Source organism: Kineosporia sp. R_H_3, from assembly GCF_002198675.1.
GTDB lineage: Bacteria > Actinomycetota > Actinomycetes > Actinomycetales > Kineosporiaceae > R-H-3.
Window position 1 is genome coordinate 1 of record NZ_MWLL01000003.1, and the last position, 20,468, is coordinate 20,468.

17 protein-coding genes and 2 pseudogenes are annotated in these 20,468 nt (G+C 70.3%); 15 read left to right on the forward strand and 4 right to left on the reverse strand.

Annotated elements, in window-relative coordinates:
* Positions 1–111: 111 nt before the first annotated feature.
* A complete protein-coding gene (locus tag ECOMGDLI_RS00085; RefSeq protein ID WP_088312451.1) occupies positions 112–1,293 on the reverse strand; it encodes a phytanoyl-CoA dioxygenase family protein in 1,182 nt (393 codons plus the stop codon).
* A gap of 660 nt (positions 1,294–1,953) precedes the next feature.
* Positions 1,954–2,676, reverse strand: a complete 723-nt coding sequence (locus ECOMGDLI_RS00090; RefSeq protein WP_198954380.1) for a GntR family transcriptional regulator — start codon at positions 2,674–2,676, stop codon at positions 1,954–1,956.
* A 204-nt stretch (positions 2,677–2,880) separates the two neighbouring features.
* Here ECOMGDLI_RS00090 and ECOMGDLI_RS00095 point away from each other — a divergent pair, with 204 nt between their 5' ends.
* The 7 genes from ECOMGDLI_RS00095 to ECOMGDLI_RS00125 all read left to right on the forward strand — a co-directional run bounded on the left by ECOMGDLI_RS00095 (position 2,881) and on the right by ECOMGDLI_RS00125 (position 10,282).
* A complete protein-coding gene (locus ECOMGDLI_RS00095) occupies positions 2,881–3,828 on the forward strand; it encodes a 3-carboxyethylcatechol 2,3-dioxygenase (RefSeq protein ID WP_198954381.1) in 948 nt (315 codons plus the stop codon).
* Between the two features lie 115 nt (positions 3,829–3,943).
* On the forward strand, positions 3,944–5,020 hold the full coding sequence (locus ECOMGDLI_RS00100; protein WP_198954382.1) for an LLM class flavin-dependent oxidoreductase: 1,077 nt from the start codon (positions 3,944–3,946) through the stop codon (positions 5,018–5,020).
* 34 nt (positions 5,021–5,054) lie between these two features.
* Positions 5,055–6,059 carry a glucose-6-phosphate dehydrogenase (coenzyme-F420) gene (fgd, locus tag ECOMGDLI_RS00105; RefSeq protein WP_088312419.1) on the forward strand — a complete coding sequence of 335 codons (1,005 nt, stop codon included), beginning with the start codon at positions 5,055–5,057 and terminating at the stop codon, positions 6,057–6,059.
* Between the two features lie 113 nt (positions 6,060–6,172).
* On the forward strand, positions 6,173–6,772 hold the full coding sequence (locus tag ECOMGDLI_RS00110; RefSeq protein ID WP_088312420.1) for a cysteine hydrolase family protein: 600 nt from the start codon (positions 6,173–6,175) through the stop codon (positions 6,770–6,772).
* Between the two features lie 101 nt (positions 6,773–6,873).
* Positions 6,874–7,503 (forward strand): 2-phospho-L-lactate guanylyltransferase, encoded by a 630-nt coding sequence (cofC, locus tag ECOMGDLI_RS00115; protein ID WP_088312421.1) that lies wholly within the window; start codon positions 6,874–6,876, stop codon positions 7,501–7,503.
* 8 nt (positions 7,504–7,511) lie between these two features.
* Entirely contained in the window at positions 7,512–9,395 is a 1,884-nt protein-coding gene (locus ECOMGDLI_RS00120; RefSeq protein ID WP_088312423.1) for an FAD-dependent monooxygenase, read from the forward strand.
* Positions 9,392–10,282: an alpha/beta fold hydrolase gene (locus ECOMGDLI_RS00125; protein WP_088312425.1), complete on the forward strand. Its 891-nt coding sequence runs from the start codon at positions 9,392–9,394 to the stop codon at positions 10,280–10,282. Before ECOMGDLI_RS00120 ends, ECOMGDLI_RS00125 begins: the two co-directional genes overlap by 4 nt.
* A gap of 804 nt (positions 10,283–11,086) precedes the next feature.
* Here the strand turns inward: ECOMGDLI_RS00125 and ECOMGDLI_RS00130 are convergent.
* Together ECOMGDLI_RS00130 and ECOMGDLI_RS00135 are read right to left on the reverse strand one after the other, a co-directional pair.
* A complete protein-coding gene (locus tag ECOMGDLI_RS00130) occupies positions 11,087–11,269 on the reverse strand; it encodes a hypothetical protein (RefSeq protein ID WP_088312427.1) in 183 nt (60 codons plus the stop codon).
* A gap of 219 nt (positions 11,270–11,488) precedes the next feature.
* Positions 11,489–12,562: a LacI family DNA-binding transcriptional regulator gene (locus ECOMGDLI_RS00135; RefSeq protein WP_088312429.1), complete on the reverse strand. Its 1,074-nt coding sequence runs from the start codon at positions 12,560–12,562 to the stop codon at positions 11,489–11,491.
* Positions 12,563–12,958: 396 nt separating this feature from the next.
* Here ECOMGDLI_RS00135 and ECOMGDLI_RS00140 point away from each other — a divergent pair, with 396 nt between their 5' ends.
* From ECOMGDLI_RS00140 to ECOMGDLI_RS00170, 8 genes and pseudogenes are all read left to right on the forward strand, one after another.
* The gene (locus ECOMGDLI_RS00140) at positions 12,959–13,984 is read left to right on the forward strand and encodes a sugar ABC transporter substrate-binding protein (RefSeq protein WP_088312431.1); all 1,026 of its coding nucleotides are present in this window, start codon (positions 12,959–12,961) and stop codon (positions 13,982–13,984) included.
* 95 nt (positions 13,985–14,079) lie between these two features.
* The gene (locus tag ECOMGDLI_RS00145) at positions 14,080–15,591 is read left to right on the forward strand and encodes a sugar ABC transporter ATP-binding protein (RefSeq protein WP_088312433.1); all 1,512 of its coding nucleotides are present in this window, start codon (positions 14,080–14,082) and stop codon (positions 15,589–15,591) included.
* Between the two features lie 12 nt (positions 15,592–15,603).
* Positions 15,604–16,632, forward strand: coding sequence for an ABC transporter permease (locus tag ECOMGDLI_RS00150; RefSeq protein ID WP_088312435.1), 1,029 nt, complete (start codon positions 15,604–15,606; stop codon positions 16,630–16,632).
* Between the two features lie 97 nt (positions 16,633–16,729).
* The gene (locus ECOMGDLI_RS00155) at positions 16,730–17,644 is read left to right on the forward strand and encodes a TIM barrel protein (RefSeq protein WP_369812690.1); all 915 of its coding nucleotides are present in this window, start codon (positions 16,730–16,732) and stop codon (positions 17,642–17,644) included.
* A gap of 36 nt (positions 17,645–17,680) precedes the next feature.
* Positions 17,681–18,694 carry a Gfo/Idh/MocA family protein gene (locus tag ECOMGDLI_RS00160; RefSeq protein WP_088312439.1) on the forward strand — a complete coding sequence of 338 codons (1,014 nt, stop codon included), beginning with the start codon at positions 17,681–17,683 and terminating at the stop codon, positions 18,692–18,694.
* Positions 18,695–18,721: 27 nt separating this feature from the next.
* Positions 18,722–18,952, forward strand: a pseudogene (locus ECOMGDLI_RS35715) (sugar phosphate isomerase/epimerase); the annotation flags it as partial.
* 1 nt (position 18,953) lies between these two features.
* A pseudogene (locus ECOMGDLI_RS00165) lies at positions 18,954–19,669 on the forward strand (sugar phosphate isomerase/epimerase family protein); the annotation flags it as partial.
* A gap of 16 nt (positions 19,670–19,685) precedes the next feature.
* A partial coding sequence (locus ECOMGDLI_RS00170) for a fatty acid desaturase (RefSeq protein WP_198954383.1) occupies positions 19,686–20,468 on the forward strand: 783 nt, incomplete at its 3' end.

Here is a 20,468-nt window from a genome sequence, read left to right on the forward strand (position 1 = left end):
ACTACCGCACCGGCCAGGCCCTCGGCGCACCCGCCCTCGTCGACCTGACGTCGTACCCGACCCGCGTCGTCGAGGGCATCGTCGAGATCGAGGTCGGCTGACGCCCGCGGCTCACAGGTCGCGGCGCCGGGCGAGCGCGTCGAGGACGGCGCCCAGCTCCTCCGGGGAGGTCCCGGCGGTGAGCGCCGTACGGACGAGATCCGCCTGCGAGGCCGGGGCCAGGCCGCCGACCGGCGGGTCACGGTCGAGGTCCGTCGGGAAGGCGTAGCCCTCGGCCGAGGCGGCGACGACGTTCTCGATCGCCTGCTCGGACACCCCGGACGCCTTGTAGGACAGCAGGACCGGGTACAGGGCCCGGCACATCGCGTCCCGGTCGACGGTCTCCATCGCCCGGCCGAACGGCGACGAGATCTGGAGCAGGTTCGCCGTGCGGCGGACCGACGCCGACCTGTTCGTGCCGGCACCGTGGAAGACTGCCGGGTTGAAGAACACCGCGTCGCCCGTGGCCAGCGGCAGCTGGACGAAGTGGTCCTGGAAGTAGGCGGCGAACTCCGGCTGCTGGTAGGCCAGGTAGCCCGCCGGGTACTTCTGCGAGTTGGGCAGCAGCATGGTCGGGCCCGTCTCCACCGGCATGTCGCAGTGCGCGACCGCACCCTGCAGGGTCAGCAGCGGGGACAGGCCGTGAACGTGCGCCGGGAACGTCTCGCACTGCCGCTCCGACATGAAGCCGAGGTGGTAGTCGCGGTGCGGCTCCTGGGCCTTGCCGCCGGGGTTGACGACGTTGACCTGGCTCGTGATCTGGTACCCGCGACCGAGCCAGGCCTGCGAGACGACCGCCAGCGCGTCCGTCGCGTAGTACGCCGCGAACGCCTCGGGGTCACGCAGGGCCAGCTTGTCGAGCGCCCGCCACACCCGGTCGTTCTCGCCCGTCGGCGCGAAGAAGTCCCCGTCCCGGGGACCGGCCGCCCGCTGCTCGGTGACCATCGTCTCGAACACCCTCGAGACCCGGTCGACCACCGCGGTGTCGAAGGCGCCCGAGAGCACCACGACCCCCGGCCCGGTGAGCAGCGCCCGACCGAGCTCGGCCTGGACGGCCCGACGGCCTTCCGGCGTCCGCGCGGTCTCGTAGGCGCGAGGGCCGTAGACGAGGACGTTGTCGCGGACGTCGTCCGCGAACGGGTACTCCGACACGTCGGTGTGGACCTCGACGAGGGCGCGCAAGTCGTCGAGCCGGCAGTCCGCAGCCGTGAACCACCCAGGGACGCGCTGCTGCGCGGTGGACGACGTCGTCATGGCGTGCTCCCTGCTGGCCGGCGGCCGCACCCCGACGGAGCGGCTGCCGTCCACGCTAGGTCGGCCCGCCCCGACGTGGTCCGGCGAAGGGCCTCAGGAACGCCTCATCCAGATGTCTGCGCGCGGATACGGGGTGCCGTTGTTGAGGGATCCTGGACGCTTGTGCACGAGGGACGACTCAACGCTCTCAGCCGCCTGTGTAGACACTCCGATACCTCTTCGGACGATCTCTTCTGGGCGGGTCCGAGCGAGCCGGCCGTCGTGCCTGGTCAGCGACTGAATGAGCCGTCCCGGCGTGGGCGCAGAGGTCGAGCCCGTGGGCGCACTATGGGCGTGATCTTGAAGAATCGCCTGTCCGGTGGTGTCCGGCTGTCCCCGGTGGTCATCGGGGATCGAGCCGGGCTGCGAAACGACGAAGGGCCTGTGACCTGCGGAAACGGAGTGCATTTCCGCTGATCAGAGGCCCTTTTGTGGTGGCCAGGGGCGGGGTCGAACCGCCGACCTTCCGATTTTCAGAAGACAAGCTGCGCCACTCAAAGAAGGCCTTGCCCTGCATTGATACCCACAATCGGCATCGCTCCAGCGTTACCTGGGCGTCTCCTGGGCGAGAATGACCGCAACGAGCCATCCCTTCCCGCAACTACCCGGACTGGCCGCGCCTCAGTGCTTCGACTCGGCCTTGATGATGCCTACGGTCTCGGCGATGTGGTTCTGCATCTCGGTCCGGGCGGTCTCGGTGTCGTGGTCGCGCAGGGCGTCGAGGATGCGCTGGTGGTCGTCGTGGCGTTCGACGAGCGCGCTGGCGAGCGGTTGGGGGGCGCCGGTGGTGTTGATGAGGAAGTCGGACAGGTCCCACATCCGTTGGCTCATCTCGGACATGATCCGCGAGTGGGCCATGCGGTGGACGACGCCGTGGAACTCGCGGTTGTAGACGCGGTAGCCGTGGGAGCGTGCGGCGGGGTCGGGGTCGTTGCGCAGGGCGCCGATGCGGTCGTGGACGCGGCGTAGCTCGTCGAGCTGGGCGTCGCTGCGCCGTTCCGCGGCAGCTGCGGCGATGGCTCCTTCGAAGCCGCCGAACATGGCGTAGAAGTCTGCGACGTCGTCGGCGGAGTAGGTCATTACAGTGCAGCCGACCTGGGGCACGATCTCGACGAGTCGTTCGGCGGACAGCCGGCGCAGGGCTTCCATGACGGGCTGCTTGCTGACGCCGAACTCCTGGCGCAGCTCCTCCATGCGCAGCTTCTGGCCGGGGGAGTAGGTGCCTTCGAGGAGGCGTTCCTTGAGCAGGTCGTAGACGGCCGACCCGAGCCTGCCGCCAACTGTCGTGAGGTCGGCCAGGGAGCGTGGGCGCTCGATGGGCTCGGGGACCGCGGGCACGCTCACCCCGCCACCGTACCGATCCCGGATGGCCGGCGCTGACCCGCGAGGGCCGGAGTTCTCTGCACGGGCATACGCACCTCCCCCGACGCGCCATCGCCTGTCCAAGCGGCCCGGGAAGCGACTTCGAGCCGGGACCTTGTGCTCTGGCATGCCAGCATCTATGGTCTCGCTGGAACGCTAGCATGCCAGTTGTGAGGGAGGTTGCCAATGGCGGTGACCGCGTTGGTGACGATGTCCCACTCGCCGTTGATGGGCCGCAACGACCCCGAGCCGGAGGTCGTAGCCGCCGTCGACGCGGCCTTCGAGGAGGCGCGGGCGTTCATCGGGGACTTCGCCCCGGACCTCGTGGTGATGTTCGCGCCGGACCACTACAACGGCGTCTTCTACCGGCTCATGCCGCCGTTCTGCATCGGTGCGCGGGCGCTCTCGATCGGCGACTACGACACGGCCGCCGGCCCGCTGGACGTCGATCGCGAGGTGGCACTGCGCATCGTGCGGCACGTGCTGTCCCGGGACGTCGACGTCGCGCTGTCGGAGCGGCTCGAGATCGACCACGGCGTCGCCCAGCCGTTGGAGATCCTCTTCGGCGGCATCGACGCGGTCCCGGTGGTGCCGGTGTTCATCAACGGTGTCGCCGAGCCGCTCGGACCGGTCCGCCGGGCACGGCAGCTCGGCCAGGCTGTTGGTGAGGCCGTCGCTGGACTGGACAAGCGGGTCCTGTTCGTCGGCTCCGGCGGACTCTCGCACGATCCGCCCGTCCCGCAGCTGGACGGCGCTGCGCCGGAGGTCGCCGAACGCCTCATCGCCGGCGGCGTCCTGTCCCGCGAGGCCCGCGCCGCGCGCGAGCAGCGTGTCCTGGAGGCCGGGCAGGCGCTGGCCGCCGGCGCCGCGACCGTCCAGCCGCTCAACCCGCAGTGGGACGCCGAGGTCATGCGTGTCCTGGCCGCGGCCGAGTTCGACGTCGTCGACTCCTGGACCCCTGAAGGGTTCGTCGAGGACGCGGGTCACTCCTCGCACGAGGTCCGCACCTGGATCGCCGCCTACGCCGCCCTCGCGGCCACGGCCGGGCGGTACGAGGTCATCTCGAGCTTCTACCGCCCGATCCCCGAGTGGGTCGCCGGGTTCGGCATCACCGCTGCCCGCCCGGCCGCCTGACCGATCCACCCGGAGCCAGCCCATCGGCTCCGCCAGTCACGACGTCCACCACGTTCATGCCCGTCCGCCAGTTCACGTCAGTCCGCGTCTCATCATAGGCCGCAAGGGAGCAGCCATGCCCGCAATGGAGTTCTGCATCGGAACGTGCGCCAAGATCGACCAGATCGGCATGGTGAAGCAGGCCGAGGACCTCGGCGTCAGCCACTTCGGTGTCGGCGAGGGCCCGCTGCTGTTCAGCGACCCCTACCAGTTCCTCGCCCTGGCGGCCCGCGACACCTCCACGATCAACATCGGCACGATGGTCACCAACCCGCTGACCCGGATCGCCCCGGTGACGGCGAACTCGATCGCGACCCTGCACGCGCTCGCTCCGGGCCGGACGTTCTTCGGCATCGGCACGGCGAACAACGCGCTGCGCTCGATGGGTAAGAAGCCGGCCCGGATCGACCAGCTGATGGACCACATCCGGGTCACCAAGGGCCTGCTGGAGAAGGAGACCGTCGAGCACGAGCTGCACGGCGAGACCACCCCCGTGCGGTTCCTGGACACCGAGAGCGGCTGGTACCACGCCGAGCGGGTGCCGATCTGGGTCGCCTGCGGCGGCCCGAAGGGCCTGGCCGCGGCCGCGCAGTACGCCGACGCGATCGTGTACTGCCTCGGCCCGAACGCCGACATGATCGGACTGATCCGCCGCGAGCTCGACAAGGCCGTCGCGGACGCCGGCCGTGCGCCCGGCTCGGTGAAGCTCGTCGGCCTCACCTGGTTCTACAACACCAAGGCCGGCGAGACCTGGGAGGACGCGATCACCCAGGGCTTCGGGTCCGGCCCGATCAGCTCCTGCCTGACGAACGCGGGCATGATGAACGGCCACGTCGAGGAGCTCGGCGCGGACATCGTCAACGCCTCCACACAGGCCGCGATGGCCTACCTCGGAGACCCGACCGCCGCCGACGCCCCGCACTACCTCGACGTGTGGGCGAACTACCTGCGCGGTCTGGACCCCGCCCACAAGCCGCTCATCACCAAGCAGCTCGTCGACTACTGGGCGCTGTACGGCACCAAGGACGAGATCCAGGACAAGGTCGCCCTCATGACCTCCTCCGGGGTCGACATGGTCCAGGTGTTCCTGTCCAACCCGTTCACCGCCCAGCGGGACATCGCCGACATCGGCGCCACCGTCCTGGCCGACTGACGCGACCGCTGACAGCCGAACCCGGGAACCGCTGATGAGGCTGAGAATCGGCTACCGCGCGTCCGCCGAGCAGTTCGCCCCGCGCGAGCTGGTCGAGATCGCGGTCGCCGCGGAGGATCACGGGTTCGACTCCGTGTTCGTCTCCGACCACTTCCAGCCGTGGCGCCACCACGGCGGCCACTCCCCGTTCTCGCTGGCGTGGATGGCCGCCGTGGGGGAGCGGACCCGCCGGATCGTCATGGGCACCTCGGTGCTCACCCCGACCTTCCGGTACAACCCAGCGGTCCTCGCGCAGGCCTTCGCCACCCTCGGATGCCTGTACCCGGGCCGGGTCGTCGTCGGCGTCGGGACCGGGGAGGCCCTCAACGAGATCGCCGTCGGCCAGCCCGAGTGGCCGGCCTTCGGCGAACGCCTCGGCCGCCTCCGCGAGGCGGTCGAGGTGATGCGGGCGCTGTGGACCGGTGAACGGGTCCGGTTCGACGGGCAGTACTACCGGCTCGTCGACGCCACCGTCTACGACCGACCCGACCAGCCACCGCCGGTGTACATCGCCGCCGGCGGACCGGTCGTCGCCCGCTATGCGGGTGCCGCCGGCGACGGGCTGATCTGCACCAGCGGCAAGGGCATGGACCTGTACACCGACAAGCTCCTGCCCGCCGTCGCGGAGGGAGCGACCACGGCCGGCCGGGACCCGGCCGCCGTGGACCGCCTCCTGGACGTCAAGCTCTCCTTCGACACCGACCGGCAGACCGCGCTGGAGAACGTCCGGTTCTGGGCACCGCTTTCACTGTCCGCGGAGGAGAAGCATCAGCTCGCCGACCCGGTCGCCATGTCCAAGGCCGCCGACGACATCCCGTTGGACGTCGCCGCCCGCCGCTGGATCGTCAGCGACGACCCCGACGAGGTCGTCGAACAGGTCCGCCCGTACGTCGACGCCGGCATGACCCACCTGGTGTTCCACGCCCCCGGGCACGACCAGGCGCGGTTCCAGCGACTGTTCCACGAGCTCCTCGAGCCCCGGCTCCGCCGCCTCGGGTAAGCACCACACCAGCATGACGCCGCACCACAACGTCGTAGCCGCACGCAGCACCACCCCCGGAACCGAAAACCGCTGAGCCACCTCGCATCCCAGCACCTGACGAAGGAGTCACCATGGAGCTCGACCCGAAGTCCACCGCCGTCGTCGCGGTCCACATGCAGGGCGACATCGTCACCGCCGAGGGCGCGTTTGCCGCGTTCTTCGCCGAGCAGGTCGCCGCCCGCGACACCGTCGCCCAGGTCAACCGGCTCCTGGAGGCCGCCCGCTCGTCCGGCGCGACCGCGGTCTACACCCGGGTCGCCTGGGCCCCGGACTACAGCGACCTGGTCGCCAACAGCGCCCTGCTCGGCATGGTCGCGCAGACCGGCTGCCTCAAGGACGGCGCCCCGCTCGCGGAGATCGTCGACCCGCTCAAGCCGCAGGACGGCGACGTCGTCGTCACCCACAAGCGCGTCGGCGGCTTCACCGACAGCACCTTGGCCGGCGAGCTCAAGGCCCGCGGCGTCACCACCGTCGTCTTCTGCGGCGTCGCCACCAACGCCTCCGTCGAGGGCACCGCCCGCCAGGCCAGCGACCTCGGCTACCGCACCGTCGTCGTCACCGACGCCTGCGCCGCCGGCGCCCCCGAGGCCCACGACGCCTCCATCGGCTCCCTCGGCCTGCTCGCCGAGATCGCCACCGTCGACGACGTCGTCGCCGCGCTCGGCGCCTGACCTCACGGCCCGGGCCGGGACCACCGGCCCGGGCCTGCCGGACGGTTGACGCGTCGCCGCGCAGCCCGGCACGCAGCACCCACACGGACGGGGAAACACAGATGCCACACGGCTGGACCGTCGTCGTGCCCGCCAAGTCCTTGGCGCAGGCCAAGTCCCGGCTCCGGCCACCGGCCGGGACCGACCGCCGGAACCTTGCACTGGCAATGCTCGCCGACACCCTCGCCGCCGTGATAGCCGCCGACGTCGCCAGGGTCGCCGTCCTCACAGCCGACCCGGACATCACCGCCAGGGCCCGTGACCTCGGCGCGGACGTCTGGCTCGACGGCGCCACCGGCGGCCTCAACGCCGCCCTCCGGGACGCCGTGACCCGTCGTGCCCCGACCGGGCCCCTCGCCGTGCTCACCGGCGACCTCCCGGCCCTGCAGCCCGAGGACCTTGACCACGTCCTGACCGCCGCCAGCACGGCACGGTCGGTGTTCGTCCCCGACCGCAGCGCCCACGGGACCACCGTGCTGACCGCTCTCCGGGGCACCGAGCTCACGCCGCGGTTCGGCGTCCGCTCCGCCCGCCACCACACCGCGGCCGGTGCGCTGCCCGTCCTGGCGGCACCGAGCATCCGGCATGACGTCGACACCTGGCCTGACCTGCTGTCCGCCGTCCGGATCGGCGTCGGCCTCCACACCCTGGCCGAGCTGCCCTCGCAGGCCGCGCCCCGCCTCGCACACTAGGAGCCACGATGACCAGCCCCTCGACACCTCCTGCACCAGCAGGACAGCCGGCGCCGGCCCCCGTCCTCGGCGGCCTCGCGGAGACCCGGACCCTGACCGGTCTCGGCGCCCCGGCAGACAGCGCCGGTCACGACACCGACGTCCTGGTCGTCGGCGCCGGCCCGTTCGGGGCCACGACCGCGATGGCGCTCGCGCAGCTCGGCGTCCGGGTCCGGATGGTGAACATGTTCGGCTGGGTCGCCAACGGGCCCCGCGCGCACATCACCAGCCAGCGCGCGATGGAGGTGATGCGCGACCTCGGCGTCGAGGAGCAGGTCAAGCAGGTCGGCACCCCCGCCGAGGTGATGGGCGACTGCGTCCTGGCGACCAGCCTGACCGGCGTCGAGATCGCCAGGATGCCGTCCTGGGGGACCGGCGACGAGCGCCGCGGCGACTACCTGCAGCACAGCCCCTGCACCTACCTCGACGTCCCCCAGCCGCGGATCGAGCCGATCATCGTCGGCGGCGCCGCAGCCGCCGGCACCCGGATCAGCTTCCACACCGAGTTCGTCACCTTCACCCAGGACGACGACGGCGTCACCTCCACACTGCGCGACGTCGAAAGCGGCCGCGAGTACACCGTCCGCAGCCGCTACCTCGTGGGCGCGGACGGCGCCCGCTCCCACGTCGCCGACATCGCCGGACTGCCCATCGAGGGCCACGTCGCCCGCGCCGGCACTGTCTACACCCGCTTCCGCGCCGACCTCACCCAGTACGTCGCGCACCGGCCGAGCATCCTGCACTGGTTCTTTAACCCCGTCGGCGGCTTCGGCGAGATCGGGCTGGGGCTGCTGCGCTGCGTCACCCCCTGGACCGACTGGATCGCCGGCGCCGGGTACGACATCAGCAAGGGAGAGCCGGACCTGTCCGAAGAGTCTGCGCTGCAACGGATCCGCGCTCTCGTCGGCGACCCCGACCTCGACGTCGAGATCATCGGCAGCTCCCCGTGGTTCGTCAACCAGCAGTACGCCCTCGAGTACTCCGCCGGCCGGGTCTTCTGCGGCGGGGACGCCACCCATCGGCACCCGCCGAGCAGCGGCCTGGGCCTGAACACCTGCGTGCAGGACGCCCACAACCTCGCCTGGAAGCTCGCCTACGTCGTCCGCGGCTGGGCTGGCCCCGGCCTGCTCGACAGCTACACCCCCGAGCGGGCTCCCGTCGGCAAGCAGATCGTCCTGCGCGCCAACCAGTCCCGCCTCGACTACAAGGCCCTGCGGGACTGCCTGCCCACCGACGGCGACGGCGACCCCGTCGACAACGCACTGAACCGGCTCAACGCCCCCACGCCGGAGGGCGTCGCGCTGAGGGAGCGGCTCAACGAGGCGCTCCTGCTCAAGGAGCATGAGTGGAACGCGGAAGGGGTCGAGAAGAACATCCGCTACACCTCCGGCGCCGTCCTGCCCGACCCCGGCGCCGGTGACGAGGACTGGCCGCGCGACGTCGAGCTGTACCACCAGCCCACCACCCGTCCCGGCGCCAAGCTCCCGCACGCCTGGCTCGTCGACACCCGCGGCCGCAAGCTGTCCACCCTCGACATCACCGGCCGCGGCCGCGTCACCCTCGTCACCGGCCTCGCCGGTCGGGCCTGGAAGAACGCCGCCGACGCCCTCAAGCACGAGTGGCTCACCTGCACCGTCATCGGCGCGCCCGGCACGGCCGACCCCTACTACGCCTGGCACCGGATCCGCGAGATCCACGACGCCGGTGCACTGCTCGTCCGCCCCGACGGCTACGTCGCCTGGCGCCACACGGCACCGGTCTGGGACACCGACGAGGCCACCGAGCTCCTCCGGCAGGCCCTGACCGCCGTCCTCGACCTCGACCACGCCCAACCCCACGGAGACGCCCGATGACCGGCCCGACGAACGACGCAGAACCCCGCCCCTACACCAGCGTCTGGTCCGACCTCACCGGACTCGAGTTCAGCCAGGGCTTCCTGCAGGCCGGCCCGTACCGCACCCGCTACCTGCACGCCGGCACCTCCGACAAACCGTTGCTGCTGCTCATGCACGGCATCACCGGCCACGCCGAGGCCTACGTGCGCAACCTCGCCGCACACGCCGAGCACTTCGACACCTACGCCATCGACTTCATCGGCCACGGCTGGTCCACCAAACCCGACCACCCACTCGAGATCGCGCACTACCTCGACCAGGTCACCGCCGTCCTGGACACCCTCGGCCGCGACCGGGCCTACCTCGCCGGGGAGTCCCTCGGCGGCTGGGTCACCGCCCGGTACGCCCAGCTCCACCCCGACCGCGTCGAGAAGATCGCCCTCAACACTCCAGGCGGCACCATGGCCAACCCCCAGGTCATGCAGCGCCTCTACACCCTGTCCATGCAGGCAGCCGAAGACCCCACCTGGGAGCGGGTGAAAGCGCGCCTCGAGTGGCTGATGGCCGACCCCGCCATGGTCACCGACGACCTCATCCGCACCCGGCAGGCCATCTTCCAACAGCCCGGATGGCTCGACGCCTGCCGCGCCAACATGGCCCTCCAAGACCTCGACACCCGCCGACGCAACATGCTCACCGACGACGACCTGCGCGACATCGACGTGCCCGCACTCGTCATCTGGACAACCAAGGACCCCTCCGGCCCCGTCGACGAAGGCCGCCGGATCGCCGACCTGCTCCCGCAGGGGCGCCTCGCCGTCATCGAGAACGCCGGCCACTGGCCCCAGTACGAGCAGACCGACACCTTCAACAAGATCCACCTCGAGTTCCTACTCGAAGGCTGAACGCTGGTGATCGTTCGATTGTCCGATTGGCGATCGGACGATCACTTGTGGGCAGGGCCGAACGCGTCCGTCGTCGTGCCTGGTCAGCGACTGCATAGCCTGTTCCGGCGCCGGCGCTGAGCGGCTGCTCGTGGGCGCACTATGGGCGTGATCTTGAGGAATCACCCGTCCGGTGGCGTCCGGCTGTCTCCGGTGGTCGTCGACCGTCACGGAGAGCCTCAGAACGAGAAAGGGCCTGTGACCAGCGGCGATGCTTCGCGTTTTCGCTGATCAGAGGCCCTTTTGCGGTGGCCAGGGGCGGGGTCGAACCGCCGACCTTCCGATTTTCGGAAGACCATCTGTGCCACGCGAGCCGGGCCTTGACCTGCAGGGATCCCTCTTTCGTCGTCTGGTGAGGATCTTCTGGGCGTCTCCTGGGCGAGAATTACCGCACCTGTCGGCGCTCGTCGTGGCTTCCCGGACTGCACGCTCCGCGGATCACTTCCAGGTCCGTGGAGGTCGATGGTGATGTCGATGAGCTCGATCGCTCCGTCGGGGCGTACTGGCCGACGACGGCGACGATGGGCACGAGCCGGCCGGTGGCGATGAGGAGCCGGTACTCGGGGCGGCCGGGGAACTGCTGGGGCAGGTCGTCCCACTCGGGGCGAACTTCGCGATGATCGCCAGGAGCTCGTGGGCCTCGAACTCGGCTGAGGTCGGTTCGTCGTTGGGGCCGCGCTGGTCGCCGAGTTGGGCGTCGATGAGGGCGAAGAAGTCCGGGGTCGCGCGGACGGCCCGCCGCTCAGCCACTGGAGAGCGGGGCGGTCAGGTCGTGTTGCCGCGAAGCCGGGCTTCGCGCTCGAGGACCCGCTGCCGCTGTGCCTCGAGGGCCGGCTGGAACTCGGTGGGCACCTGGTCCAGGTCGTAGATGATCGAGTCCTCGAAGGACTGGCCGCGCTCGGCCGGAGTCATGGCCTCGATGTCGCTCACCGTCGTGACCCGCCGCATGATTCCCTCCCGCCTTCGCTCACCCTCGCCGACGGTTTCACGCTAGCCCGGACCTCCGACATTCCCCGTGTGGTCGACCGGCAACCCGGCGCAGGCGCGGAGATCACGGGAGGTCGCTGGAGGCCGGTACGGCCGCCGGACCCAGCCGTCGCCACGGCAACCGTCCAGGTCAGCGGCAGCGTCCGAGTTCCCGCCCGGGCGATTCCCAGCCGCCCGACTTCATCCTTCGGCGGCCCGGGCGGCAGCCATCCGGCGGGACCGACGTTGCGGCACCGGGCCGCTGCTGCCGCGCACGACCAGGCGTGGCGGGAAGTCGTGGACGGCACGCTCCGAGCGCTCCTCCTCGATCCGTTGGACGGCCCAGTCCACAGCCAGGCGGGCCTGCTCGAGCTTGGAGGGGTCGATCGTCGTGAGGTCGATGCCGTGGAGGCCGGAGAGCCGGTCGTCGTCGAATCCGGTGACGGACAGGTCGTCGGGGATCCGGACGCCGAGCTTCTGCAAGCGGTCCATGAGCCCGACCGCGCAGAGGTCGTTGTAGGTCACGGCGGCTGTGACGTCGTGACGGAGCAGGTCCGCGGCGGCCTCGGCCCCGTGCTGCTCGGTCTCTCCGCCGGGGAGCACGAGGGGCGTCAGGCCGTGCCGGTGCATCGCCTCCTCGTAGCCCAGGCGCCGGACCTCCGGCAAGTAGTCCCCGCCGCCGTCCACGTGCGCGATCGAGGTGTGGCCGAGGCCCACGAGGTGGTCGACGAGCAGGCCCATCGCGGTGATGTCGTCGGTGCGGACGACATCGACGTCGGGCACGTCCAGCGGACGGCCGACGCACACTGCCGGGACGCCGTCGAGCGCGGTGGTGAGCTGCTGCGTCGTCAGCGTGGAGTTGAGCAGCACGACCACCTCGCACCGGGAGTCGACGAGGGTCTGGATCGAGGAGAGCTCCTCGTGCGTGCGGGTCACCGGCGACAGGAGCACCTCGTACCCGCGCTCGTGCGTGCGCTGGAGGATCTCCTCGACCAGCTCGCCGTGGTACGGGTTGCCCGGTGTCATGGTCACGCCGAGCAAGCGGGTCCGTCGGCTGGCGAGCTGACTCGCTGTCCGGTTCGCGCGGTAGCCGAGCCGTTGCGCGACCTCGGTGACCCGGGCCGCGGTGTCGGCGTTGGGGCCCGGCCGGCCGCGCAGCACCATCGACACCAGGCCGGGGGAGACCCCGGCCGCGTCGGCGATGTCCTGGAGGGTGAGCCGCCGCCGTCCCTGGCCGGGGACGGCGCCGCCCCGGACCGGCTCGCTCGGCGCCACGCGGATCTCCGTTCACGAATTGTTATGACATGCGGTTGACAACTTCGTGTCGCGGGTCACATGCTATCGCCTGTTCTTAAAGCGCTTCAAGAACTGCAGGACCTCGGGTCGCGATGCGGGCCGGGAGCGCCGGACGCGGGTGTCCACAGCCGCAGCCGGTCCGGGCTCGGCGACACAATCGCCTGTCCCGCAACAGTTCTGGCTTCCCGGTCTTGCCGGGCGGGCGCGCAGCCCACCCGGCGGCTCCTCCCCCAGGAAGCCGCCGCTCGCCAGGCTCCATGTACTGACAATCCCTGCCGTTCCGCCTCCGGGCGGGACCCACCGGGCCGCGCGGGACGCACCCGCCGGCGGATCGCACCGTGCTACCGGCGCGATCCTTCGACGAAAGAAGGACCCATGACCAAGCCCCGCCTGCGGCTGGCCGCGATCTTCGTGGCCGCCGCCAGCCTGGCCGCCTGCTCCTCCGGCCAGTCCGTGACGACGTCCTCGTCGACCAGCAGCACGTCCGCCGCCCCGGCGGTCACCGAGACCCAGACCGCCGCGGCCGGCGACGCCGTCAAGCCCAAGGACGGCAAGGTCCTCAAGATCGGCGTCTCCTTCCCGATCCTCGACCAGTTCCTCCAGAAGGTCGCCGACGGCATGACGGCGCGCGCCAAGGAGAACGGCGTCGAGCTGAACATCGTTGCCGCGCAGGAGAAGACCGACGTCCAGCTCGGCCAGGTCGAGAACTTCATCGCCGACAAGGTGGACGCGATCCTCGTCGTCCCGGTCGACACCGACGCGGCGGGCCCGATGACGAAGGCCGCGCAGGACGCGAAGATCCCGCTCGTCTACGTCAACCGCCGTCCGTCCGACCTGCCGGACACGGTGCCCTACGTCGGCTCCGACTCCCTCGTCTCGGGCACGCTCGAGATGGAGGCACTCGCGAAGCTCGCGGGCGGCAAGGGCAACGTCGCCATCATCCAGGGCGACCCGGCCAACGAGGCCGCCGTGCTGCGGACCAAGGGCTGCAAGGACGTCGTCGCCAAGAACCCCGGCATGAAGGTCGTCAAGGAGCAGGCCGGCAACTGGCAGCGCGACAAGGGTCTGGCGATCATGGAGAACTGGATCCAGTCCGGCGAGCAGATCGACGTCGTGTGCGCGAACAACGACGAGATGGCGCTCGGCGCGATCCAGGCCCTCAAGGCCGCGAACAAGCTCGACAAGACGCTCGTCGGCGGTGTCGACGCCACGGGTGACGCCCTGACGGCGATGGCCGCCAAGGAGCTCGCGGTGACCGTGTTCCAGGACGCCAAGGGCCAGGGCGCCGGCGGCGTCGACGCGGCGGTCAAGCTCTACAACGGCGAGACCGTGCCCGGCTACGTCGACGTCCCGTACCAGTTGGTGACGCCGGAGAACATGGCCGACTTCGCCGGTAAGTGACCTACCGCGGCGGCCGGGCCGCAGGGCCCGGCCGCCGCACCCACGTGCACCTACCTGCACCCCTCTGCACCACCCGCACTGCGACGAGGTGAGCCATGAGTGAGTTCGTCCTGGAGATGTCCGGGATCAGCAAGTCGTTCCCCGGCGTGAAGGCGCTCCAGGGTGTCGGGCTCAGGGTCCGCCCCGGGACCGTCCACTCCCTCATGGGTGAGAACGGCGCCGGGAAGTCGACCCTGATGAAGATCCTCGCGGGCATCTACAGCCCGGACGAGGGCACGATCGTCCTCGACGGCACCCCGGTGACCGTGGCCGACCCGCGGGCCGCGCTCGCGCTCGGCGTCTCGATGATCCACCAGGAGCTGTCGTCGGTCCCCGAGTTGACCGTCGCGGAGAACATCTTCCTCGGCCGCGAGCCGCGCAACCGCTACGGGCTCGTGAGCCGCAAGATCATGGTGCGCCGGACGCGCGAGATCTTCGACCGCTGGGAGATCCGGATCAACCCGCGCTCCGCCATGAAGCAGCTGAGCATCGCGCAGGCCCAGATGGTCGAGATCGCCAAGGCGATCTCCTTCGGGTCGCGGATCATCGTCATGGACGAGCCAACGTCGGCCATCACCGAGCGCGAGGTCGGCCATCTGCACCGGATGATCGGTCAGCTCCGCGAGGCCGGCACCGCGATCATCTACATCACGCACAAGATGGACGAGGTCTTCGCGATCTCCGACGACGTGACGATCTTCCGCGACGGCCAGTGGGTCGCGACCAAGCCGGCCGCCGAGCTCGACCGGGACAAGCTCATCGCGCTCATGGTCGGCCGCGAGCTGACCGACCTGTTCCCTAAGGAGGAGGCGCCGATCGGTGACGTCGTCCTGCGGGTCAGCGGACTCAACCGCGGCTCGCTCGTCAGGGACGTCAGCTTCGAGGTGCGCCGGGGCGAGATCCTCGGCATCGCCGGTCTCATGGGCGCCGGCCGCACCGAGGTCCTCGAGACCATCTTCGGCGTCCACCCGGCCGAGTCCGGCACGGTCGAGGTCAACGGCCGGCAGCGACGGATCCGCGAGCCCCGGGACGCCATCAAGGCGGGTCTCGCGTTGCTCACCGAGGACCGCAAGCGGACCGGCATCATGGGCGTCCTCTCGGTGCGGGACAACATGTCCGTTGCCGCCCTCCCTCGCTACAGCCCGCAGGGCATGCTGCGCCGCGGCTCCATCGACGAGGCGTGCGAGGACCAGCGCCGCCGGCTCGCGCTGAAGACGCCGTCGCTCAACCAGCTCATCCAGAACCTGTCCGGCGGCAACCAGCAGAAGGTGCTGCTGTCGCGCTGGCTGCTCACCCTGCCGGACGTCCTCATGATCGACGAGCCGACCCGTGGCATCGACGTCGGCGCGAAGTCCGAGATCCACCGGCTCATGAGCGCCCTCGCCCAGCAGGGCAAGGCGATCGTCATGGTCTCCTCCGAGATGCCCGAGGTGCTCGGCATGAGCGACCGCGTCCTGGTCATGTGCGAGGGCCGGATCACCGGCGAGGTGCCGCGCTCGGAGGCCACGCAGGAACGGATCATGCACTTCGCCACCGCCACCGCCCACCACACGACCCCGGCAGCCTGAGGAGACCCGTCCATGAGCACCGACCTGGGCAGCACCGCCGCCGCAGAGGCGGCCGCCGCCGCGGACCCGAGCGAGGGCGGCTTCGACTGGCGCCACTTCCTGCGCACCTACGCCATCATCGGCATCCTGCTCGTCTTCGTCGTCGCCCTGACGATCCTCACCAAGGGCACGTTCTCCCAGCCGGAGAACCTCATCAACGTCGTCCGGCAGGTGGCCGCGATCGGCGTCATCGCCATCGGCATGACGTTCGTCATCATCACCCTCGGCATCGACCTGTCGGTCGGTTCGATCCTCGCGCTCGCCGCCGTCGTCGCGACGAGCCTGGCGCAGAAGCCGAGCGACCGGATGATGTACGCGGGCCTGGACCTGCCGATCATCCTGGCCGTCCTCGGCGGCCTCGCCGTCGGCGGCCTGCTCGGCTTCACCAACGGCGTCCTCATCGCGAAGTTCCGGATCGCGCCGTTCATCGCGACGCTCGGCATGATGACGACGGCCCGCGGCCTCGCGCTCATCTACAGCGACGGCCGGCCGGTCTCGCTCCTCGAGGACCCGTACAACAACATCGGCCAGGGCAGCATCGCCGGCGTCCCGATCCCGATCATCCTGTTCGCCGTCGTCGCGCTCGGCGCGCACATGGTGCTCAACTACACCCGCTTCGGCCGGTACGTGTACGCCGTCGGCGGCAACGAGCAGGCCGCGCGCGTGTCGGGCATCCGGATCAGCAGGCTGACCCTCGTGATCTACACGATCAGCGGGGTCCTGTCCGGTCTCGCCGGCGTCATCCTCTCCGCCCGCATCGGGTCCGGGAACCCGCAGCTGGGTACCGGCATCGAGCTCGACGCGATCACCGCGGCCGTGATCGGCGGCACGAGCTTCAAGGGCGGCATCGGCACCGTCTGGGGCACCGCCGTCGGCGCCCTCATCATCGGCATCATCAACAACGGTCTGGACCTGCTCGACGTCTCGCCGTTCATGCAGATGGTCGTCAAGGGCGTGATCATCGTCTTGGCGATCATCCTCGACGAGCGCAAGAACGCCTGACCTTCCCCTCGTCCCGCACCGTCCTCGTCCGGCGGGGACGGTGCGGGCAGCCATGCCCTCGACCAGGAGACACGTCATGACCGCACCGACCGCCGACCTGTCCCGTCTGACCCTGGGGACCGCGCCCGACTCGTGGGGCGTGTGGTTCGCCTCCGACCCGCACCAGGTGGGCTGGAAGCAGTACCTCGACGAGATCGCGATCGCCGGCTACCGGTACACCGAGCTCGGCCCGCAGGGCTTCATGCCGCAGGACCCCGAGCAGCTCAAGGACGAGCTGGCCGCCCGCGGCCTCACCGTCTGCGGCGGAACGGTGTTCGCCGGCCTGCACAAGGGCGTCGATGCGCTCGAGACCGCGAAGCGCACGTTCGGGCAGGAGGCCCGGCTGCTCGCCGCGGTCGGCGCGAAGTACCTCGTGCACCTGCCGGAGCAGTGGACCGACATGCACACCGGCGAGGCGGTCCAGGACGCCGAGATCGACCCCGAGCAGTGGAAGAACCTCACGACCGGGACCAACGAGCTTGCGCGGTACCTGTTCGAGGAGTTCGGGATCCACCTGGTTTTCCACCCGCACGTCGACACCCACGTCGACACCCAGGAGCGGATCGAGCGGTTCCTCCTGGACACCGACCCCGAGCACGTCAACCTCTGCCTCGACACCGGGCACGTCGCCTACTGCGACGGCGACAACGTCCAGATCGTCGAGCGCTTCCCCGAGCGGGTCACCTACGTCCACCTCAAGTCCGTCGACCCCGCGGTCCGCCGCCGGGCCCTCGACGAGAAGCTCCCCCTGTCCGAGGCGGTCAAGCTCGGCGTCATGTGCGAGCCGTGGGACGGCGAGCCCCACATGCCGACCTTCCTCGACGCCGTCGCCCGGCTCGACCGCGACATCTACACCGTCGTCGAGCAGGACCTCTACCCCGTCGAGCCGCACGTCCCGCTGCCGATCGGCGCCCGCACGGCCGGCTACTACGCCGGCTGCGGCCTGCGCCCGGTCCGCCGCTGGCCCTCCTGACCTGCTTCCTCCCCTTCCTTCGAAAGGCACGACGAAATGACCATCAGGGTTGGTGTCATCGGCACCGGGATGATCGGCTCGGACCACGTCGCACGGCTGTCGAGCCAGGTCGTCGGCTCCACCGTCACCGCCGTCTTCGACGTCGCGACCGAGCGGGCGCAGCAGGTCGCCGGCTCCGTCGGCGCCACCGCGCACGCGACGTGGGACGCGCTCGTCGCCGCGGACGACGTCGACGCCGTCCTCATCGCATCGCCGGGCGAGTTGCACCCCGACCAGGCGATCGCGTGCATCGCTGCCGGCAAGCCCGTGCTGTGCGAGAAGCCGATCGCGACCACGACGGCCGAGGCGCAGCGCGTCCTCGAGGCCGAGGTGGCGGCCGGCAGAAAGCTGGTGACCGTCGGATTCATGCGCCGGTACGACGTCGGCTACGTCGACGTCAAGCACGCCATGACCGACGGCACGATCGGCGAGCCGCTCCTCGCGCACGCCATGCACCGCAACGCCTCCGTCCCGGACTCGTTCCGCGGCGAGATGTCGATGACCGACTCCGTCGTCCACGAGTTCGACACCTTCCGCTGGCTCTTCGACTCCGAGATCGCCGCGATCACCGTGCTGCCGGTCAAGAAGAGCCCGCTCGGCTCGCCCGAGCTGCGCGACCCGCAGATCGTCATCTTCGACATGGCCGGCGGCGAGGTCGTCACCGTGGAGTCCTTCGTCAACTGCCAGTACGGCTACGACGTCCGCTGCGAGATCGTCGGGTCGCTCGGCACCGTGAGCCTGGACAACCCACGCACGACCATCGTCATCGGCGGCAACGGCCGCGGCGAGAAGGTCCCCGCGGACTGGCGCGAGCGCTTCGGCCCGGCCTACATCAACGAACTGCAGGCCTGGGTCGGCGCACTCGCCTCCGGCCAAGCGGTCCACGCCGGGGCCGCGACGACCTGGGACGGCTACGCCGCGACCGCGATCGCCGAGGCCGCCGTGACGTCGTACGCCAAGGGCGCCCGCGTCGACATCGACCTCGTCGAAAAGCCGGCGCTCTACGCCTGACCTTTCTGCACGAGAAGGAGTTCCGTCATGAAGCTTGCTCTGGACCCGTACATGTTGCGGCGCGTGCCGTTGCTCGAGCTGCCCGGGGTGGTCGCGGACCTGGGGTACGAGTGGATCGAGCTGAGTCCGCGTGAGGACTTCATGCCGTTCTTCCTGCACCCCCGCTGCGACGACGCGACGGTGAAGGCGTTCAAGAAGGCGTTGGACGCGGCGGGCGTGGGGATCGCGTCGAACCTGCCGCTGTACCGGTGGTCCGGANTCAAGCGGGAGCTGGACGCGGCGGGCGTGGGGATCGCGTCGAACCTGCCGCTGTACCGGTGGTCGGGTCCGGACGAGGACCAGCGTCAGGGCGCGGTGCGCTACTGGAAGCGGGCGATCCGGGTCACGACCCTGCTCGGCTGCAACGTGATGAACTCGGAGTTCAACGGCCGCCCCGAGCAGGCCGAGACCTCCGAGGCGATGTTCTTCAAGTCGATGGAGGAGCTGCTGCCGGTCTTCGAGGCCGAGGGTGTGCACCTGCGGCTCGAGCCGCACCCGGACGACTTCGTCGAGGACGGCAAGGTCGCCGCCGACATGGTCCGGGGGATCAACTCCCCGCTGGTGTCGTACCTGTACTGCGCCCCGCACACCTTCCACATGGGCGGCTCCGGCAAGGGCGGCATCCGGTCGATCATGGAGCACGCGGGCGACAGTCTGACCCACCTGCACGTGGCGGACTGCTTCGACCACACCGCCTCGTCCGGGTTGCGGTACATCACGAACCCGCCGGGGAACCCGGTGCGGGTGCACCAGCACCTCGACATCGGTCAGGGCGAGGTCGACTGGGACGAGTTCTTCGGAACGCTCGGCGACCTGAAGTTCGGCGAGTCAGACGACCACGTCATGACCGTCTGCGTCTTCGCCTGGGAGGAACGCGCCCGCGAGTCCGCCGTCTACATGCGCGAGACCATCGCCAAGTACACCTCCACCTGGTGACAGGCGGTCGGTGACGATGACGGCGACGACGGGACGGGAGCGGCTGGCGTCGTACGCGCTGGTAAGCGAGGCCGGGCGGCGGGCGCGCGAGTCCGGGCTGTCGGGTGCGCAGTGGTTCCACAGCGAGGTGCCGCGCAAGCGGCTCAAGGAGCTCATGCGGCGCAGCGACGGCCCGGCGATCCGGGACACGGTCATCTGGGTCGGACTCATGGTCGTCTGCGCTGCCGCGGCGAGCGTGCTGTGGGTGAACGGCCACCCGTGGCTCGCTGCCCCGCTTCTGCTCGTGTACGGCGTGCTCTACGGGTCGGGCGGTGACTCGCGCTGGCACGAGGCCGGCCACGGGACGGCGTTCCTCACCCGCTGGATGGACACCGCCGTCTACGAACTCGCCTGCTTCATGATGATGCGCGAGCCGACGGTCTGGCGCTGGAACCACACCCGGCACCACACCGACACCCTCATCGTCGGCCGCGACCCGGAGATCGCCGTCATGCGCCCCGCCCGGCTCGCGCGGATCCTCGCGAACCTGCTCGGGCTCTACGACGTCCCGGTCTCCTTGCGGCTCATGGTGCTCCACGCCGCCGGCCGGCTCACCGCCGACGAGACCGACACCGTGCCCGAGCAGGAACGGTTCCGGGTGTACCGCAAGGCCCGGATCTGGCTCGTGCTCTACGCGGCGACAGTCGCGGCCGCGGTCGTGTCGTCGTCGTGGCTGCCGTTGCTGCTCGTCGGGGGCCCGCGGATGTACGGCACGTTCATGCACATCGTCTACGGGCTGACCCAGCACGCGGGCCTGGGG

Excerpts from the sequence above, each read along its gene's own strand:
- ECOMGDLI_RS00085 (WP_088312451.1), bottom strand. The coding sequence starts at position 1,293 with ATGACGACGTCGTCCACCGCGCAGCAGCGCGTCCCTGGGTGGTTCACG.
- ECOMGDLI_RS00095 (WP_198954381.1), top strand. The coding sequence starts at position 2,881 with ATGGCGGTGACCGCGTTGGTGACGATGTCCCACTCGCCGTTGATGGGC.
- ECOMGDLI_RS00100 (WP_198954382.1), top strand. The coding sequence starts at position 3,944 with ATGCCCGCAATGGAGTTCTGCATCGGAACGTGCGCCAAGATCGACCAG.
- fgd (WP_088312419.1), top strand. The coding sequence starts at position 5,055 with ATGAGGCTGAGAATCGGCTACCGCGCGTCCGCCGAGCAGTTCGCCCCG.
- ECOMGDLI_RS00110 (WP_088312420.1), top strand. The coding sequence starts at position 6,173 with ATGGAGCTCGACCCGAAGTCCACCGCCGTCGTCGCGGTCCACATGCAG.
- cofC (WP_088312421.1), top strand. The coding sequence starts at position 6,874 with ATGCCACACGGCTGGACCGTCGTCGTGCCCGCCAAGTCCTTGGCGCAG.
- ECOMGDLI_RS00120 (WP_088312423.1), top strand. The coding sequence starts at position 7,512 with ATGACCAGCCCCTCGACACCTCCTGCACCAGCAGGACAGCCGGCGCCG.
- ECOMGDLI_RS00125 (WP_088312425.1), top strand. The coding sequence starts at position 9,392 with ATGACCGGCCCGACGAACGACGCAGAACCCCGCCCCTACACCAGCGTC.
- ECOMGDLI_RS00130 (WP_088312427.1), bottom strand. The coding sequence starts at position 11,269 with ATGCGGCGGGTCACGACGGTGAGCGACATCGAGGCCATGACTCCGGCC.
- ECOMGDLI_RS00140 (WP_088312431.1), top strand. The coding sequence starts at position 12,959 with ATGACCAAGCCCCGCCTGCGGCTGGCCGCGATCTTCGTGGCCGCCGCC.
- ECOMGDLI_RS00145 (WP_088312433.1), top strand. The coding sequence starts at position 14,080 with ATGAGTGAGTTCGTCCTGGAGATGTCCGGGATCAGCAAGTCGTTCCCC.
- ECOMGDLI_RS00150 (WP_088312435.1), top strand. The coding sequence starts at position 15,604 with ATGAGCACCGACCTGGGCAGCACCGCCGCCGCAGAGGCGGCCGCCGCC.
- ECOMGDLI_RS00160 (WP_088312439.1), top strand. The coding sequence starts at position 17,681 with ATGACCATCAGGGTTGGTGTCATCGGCACCGGGATGATCGGCTCGGAC.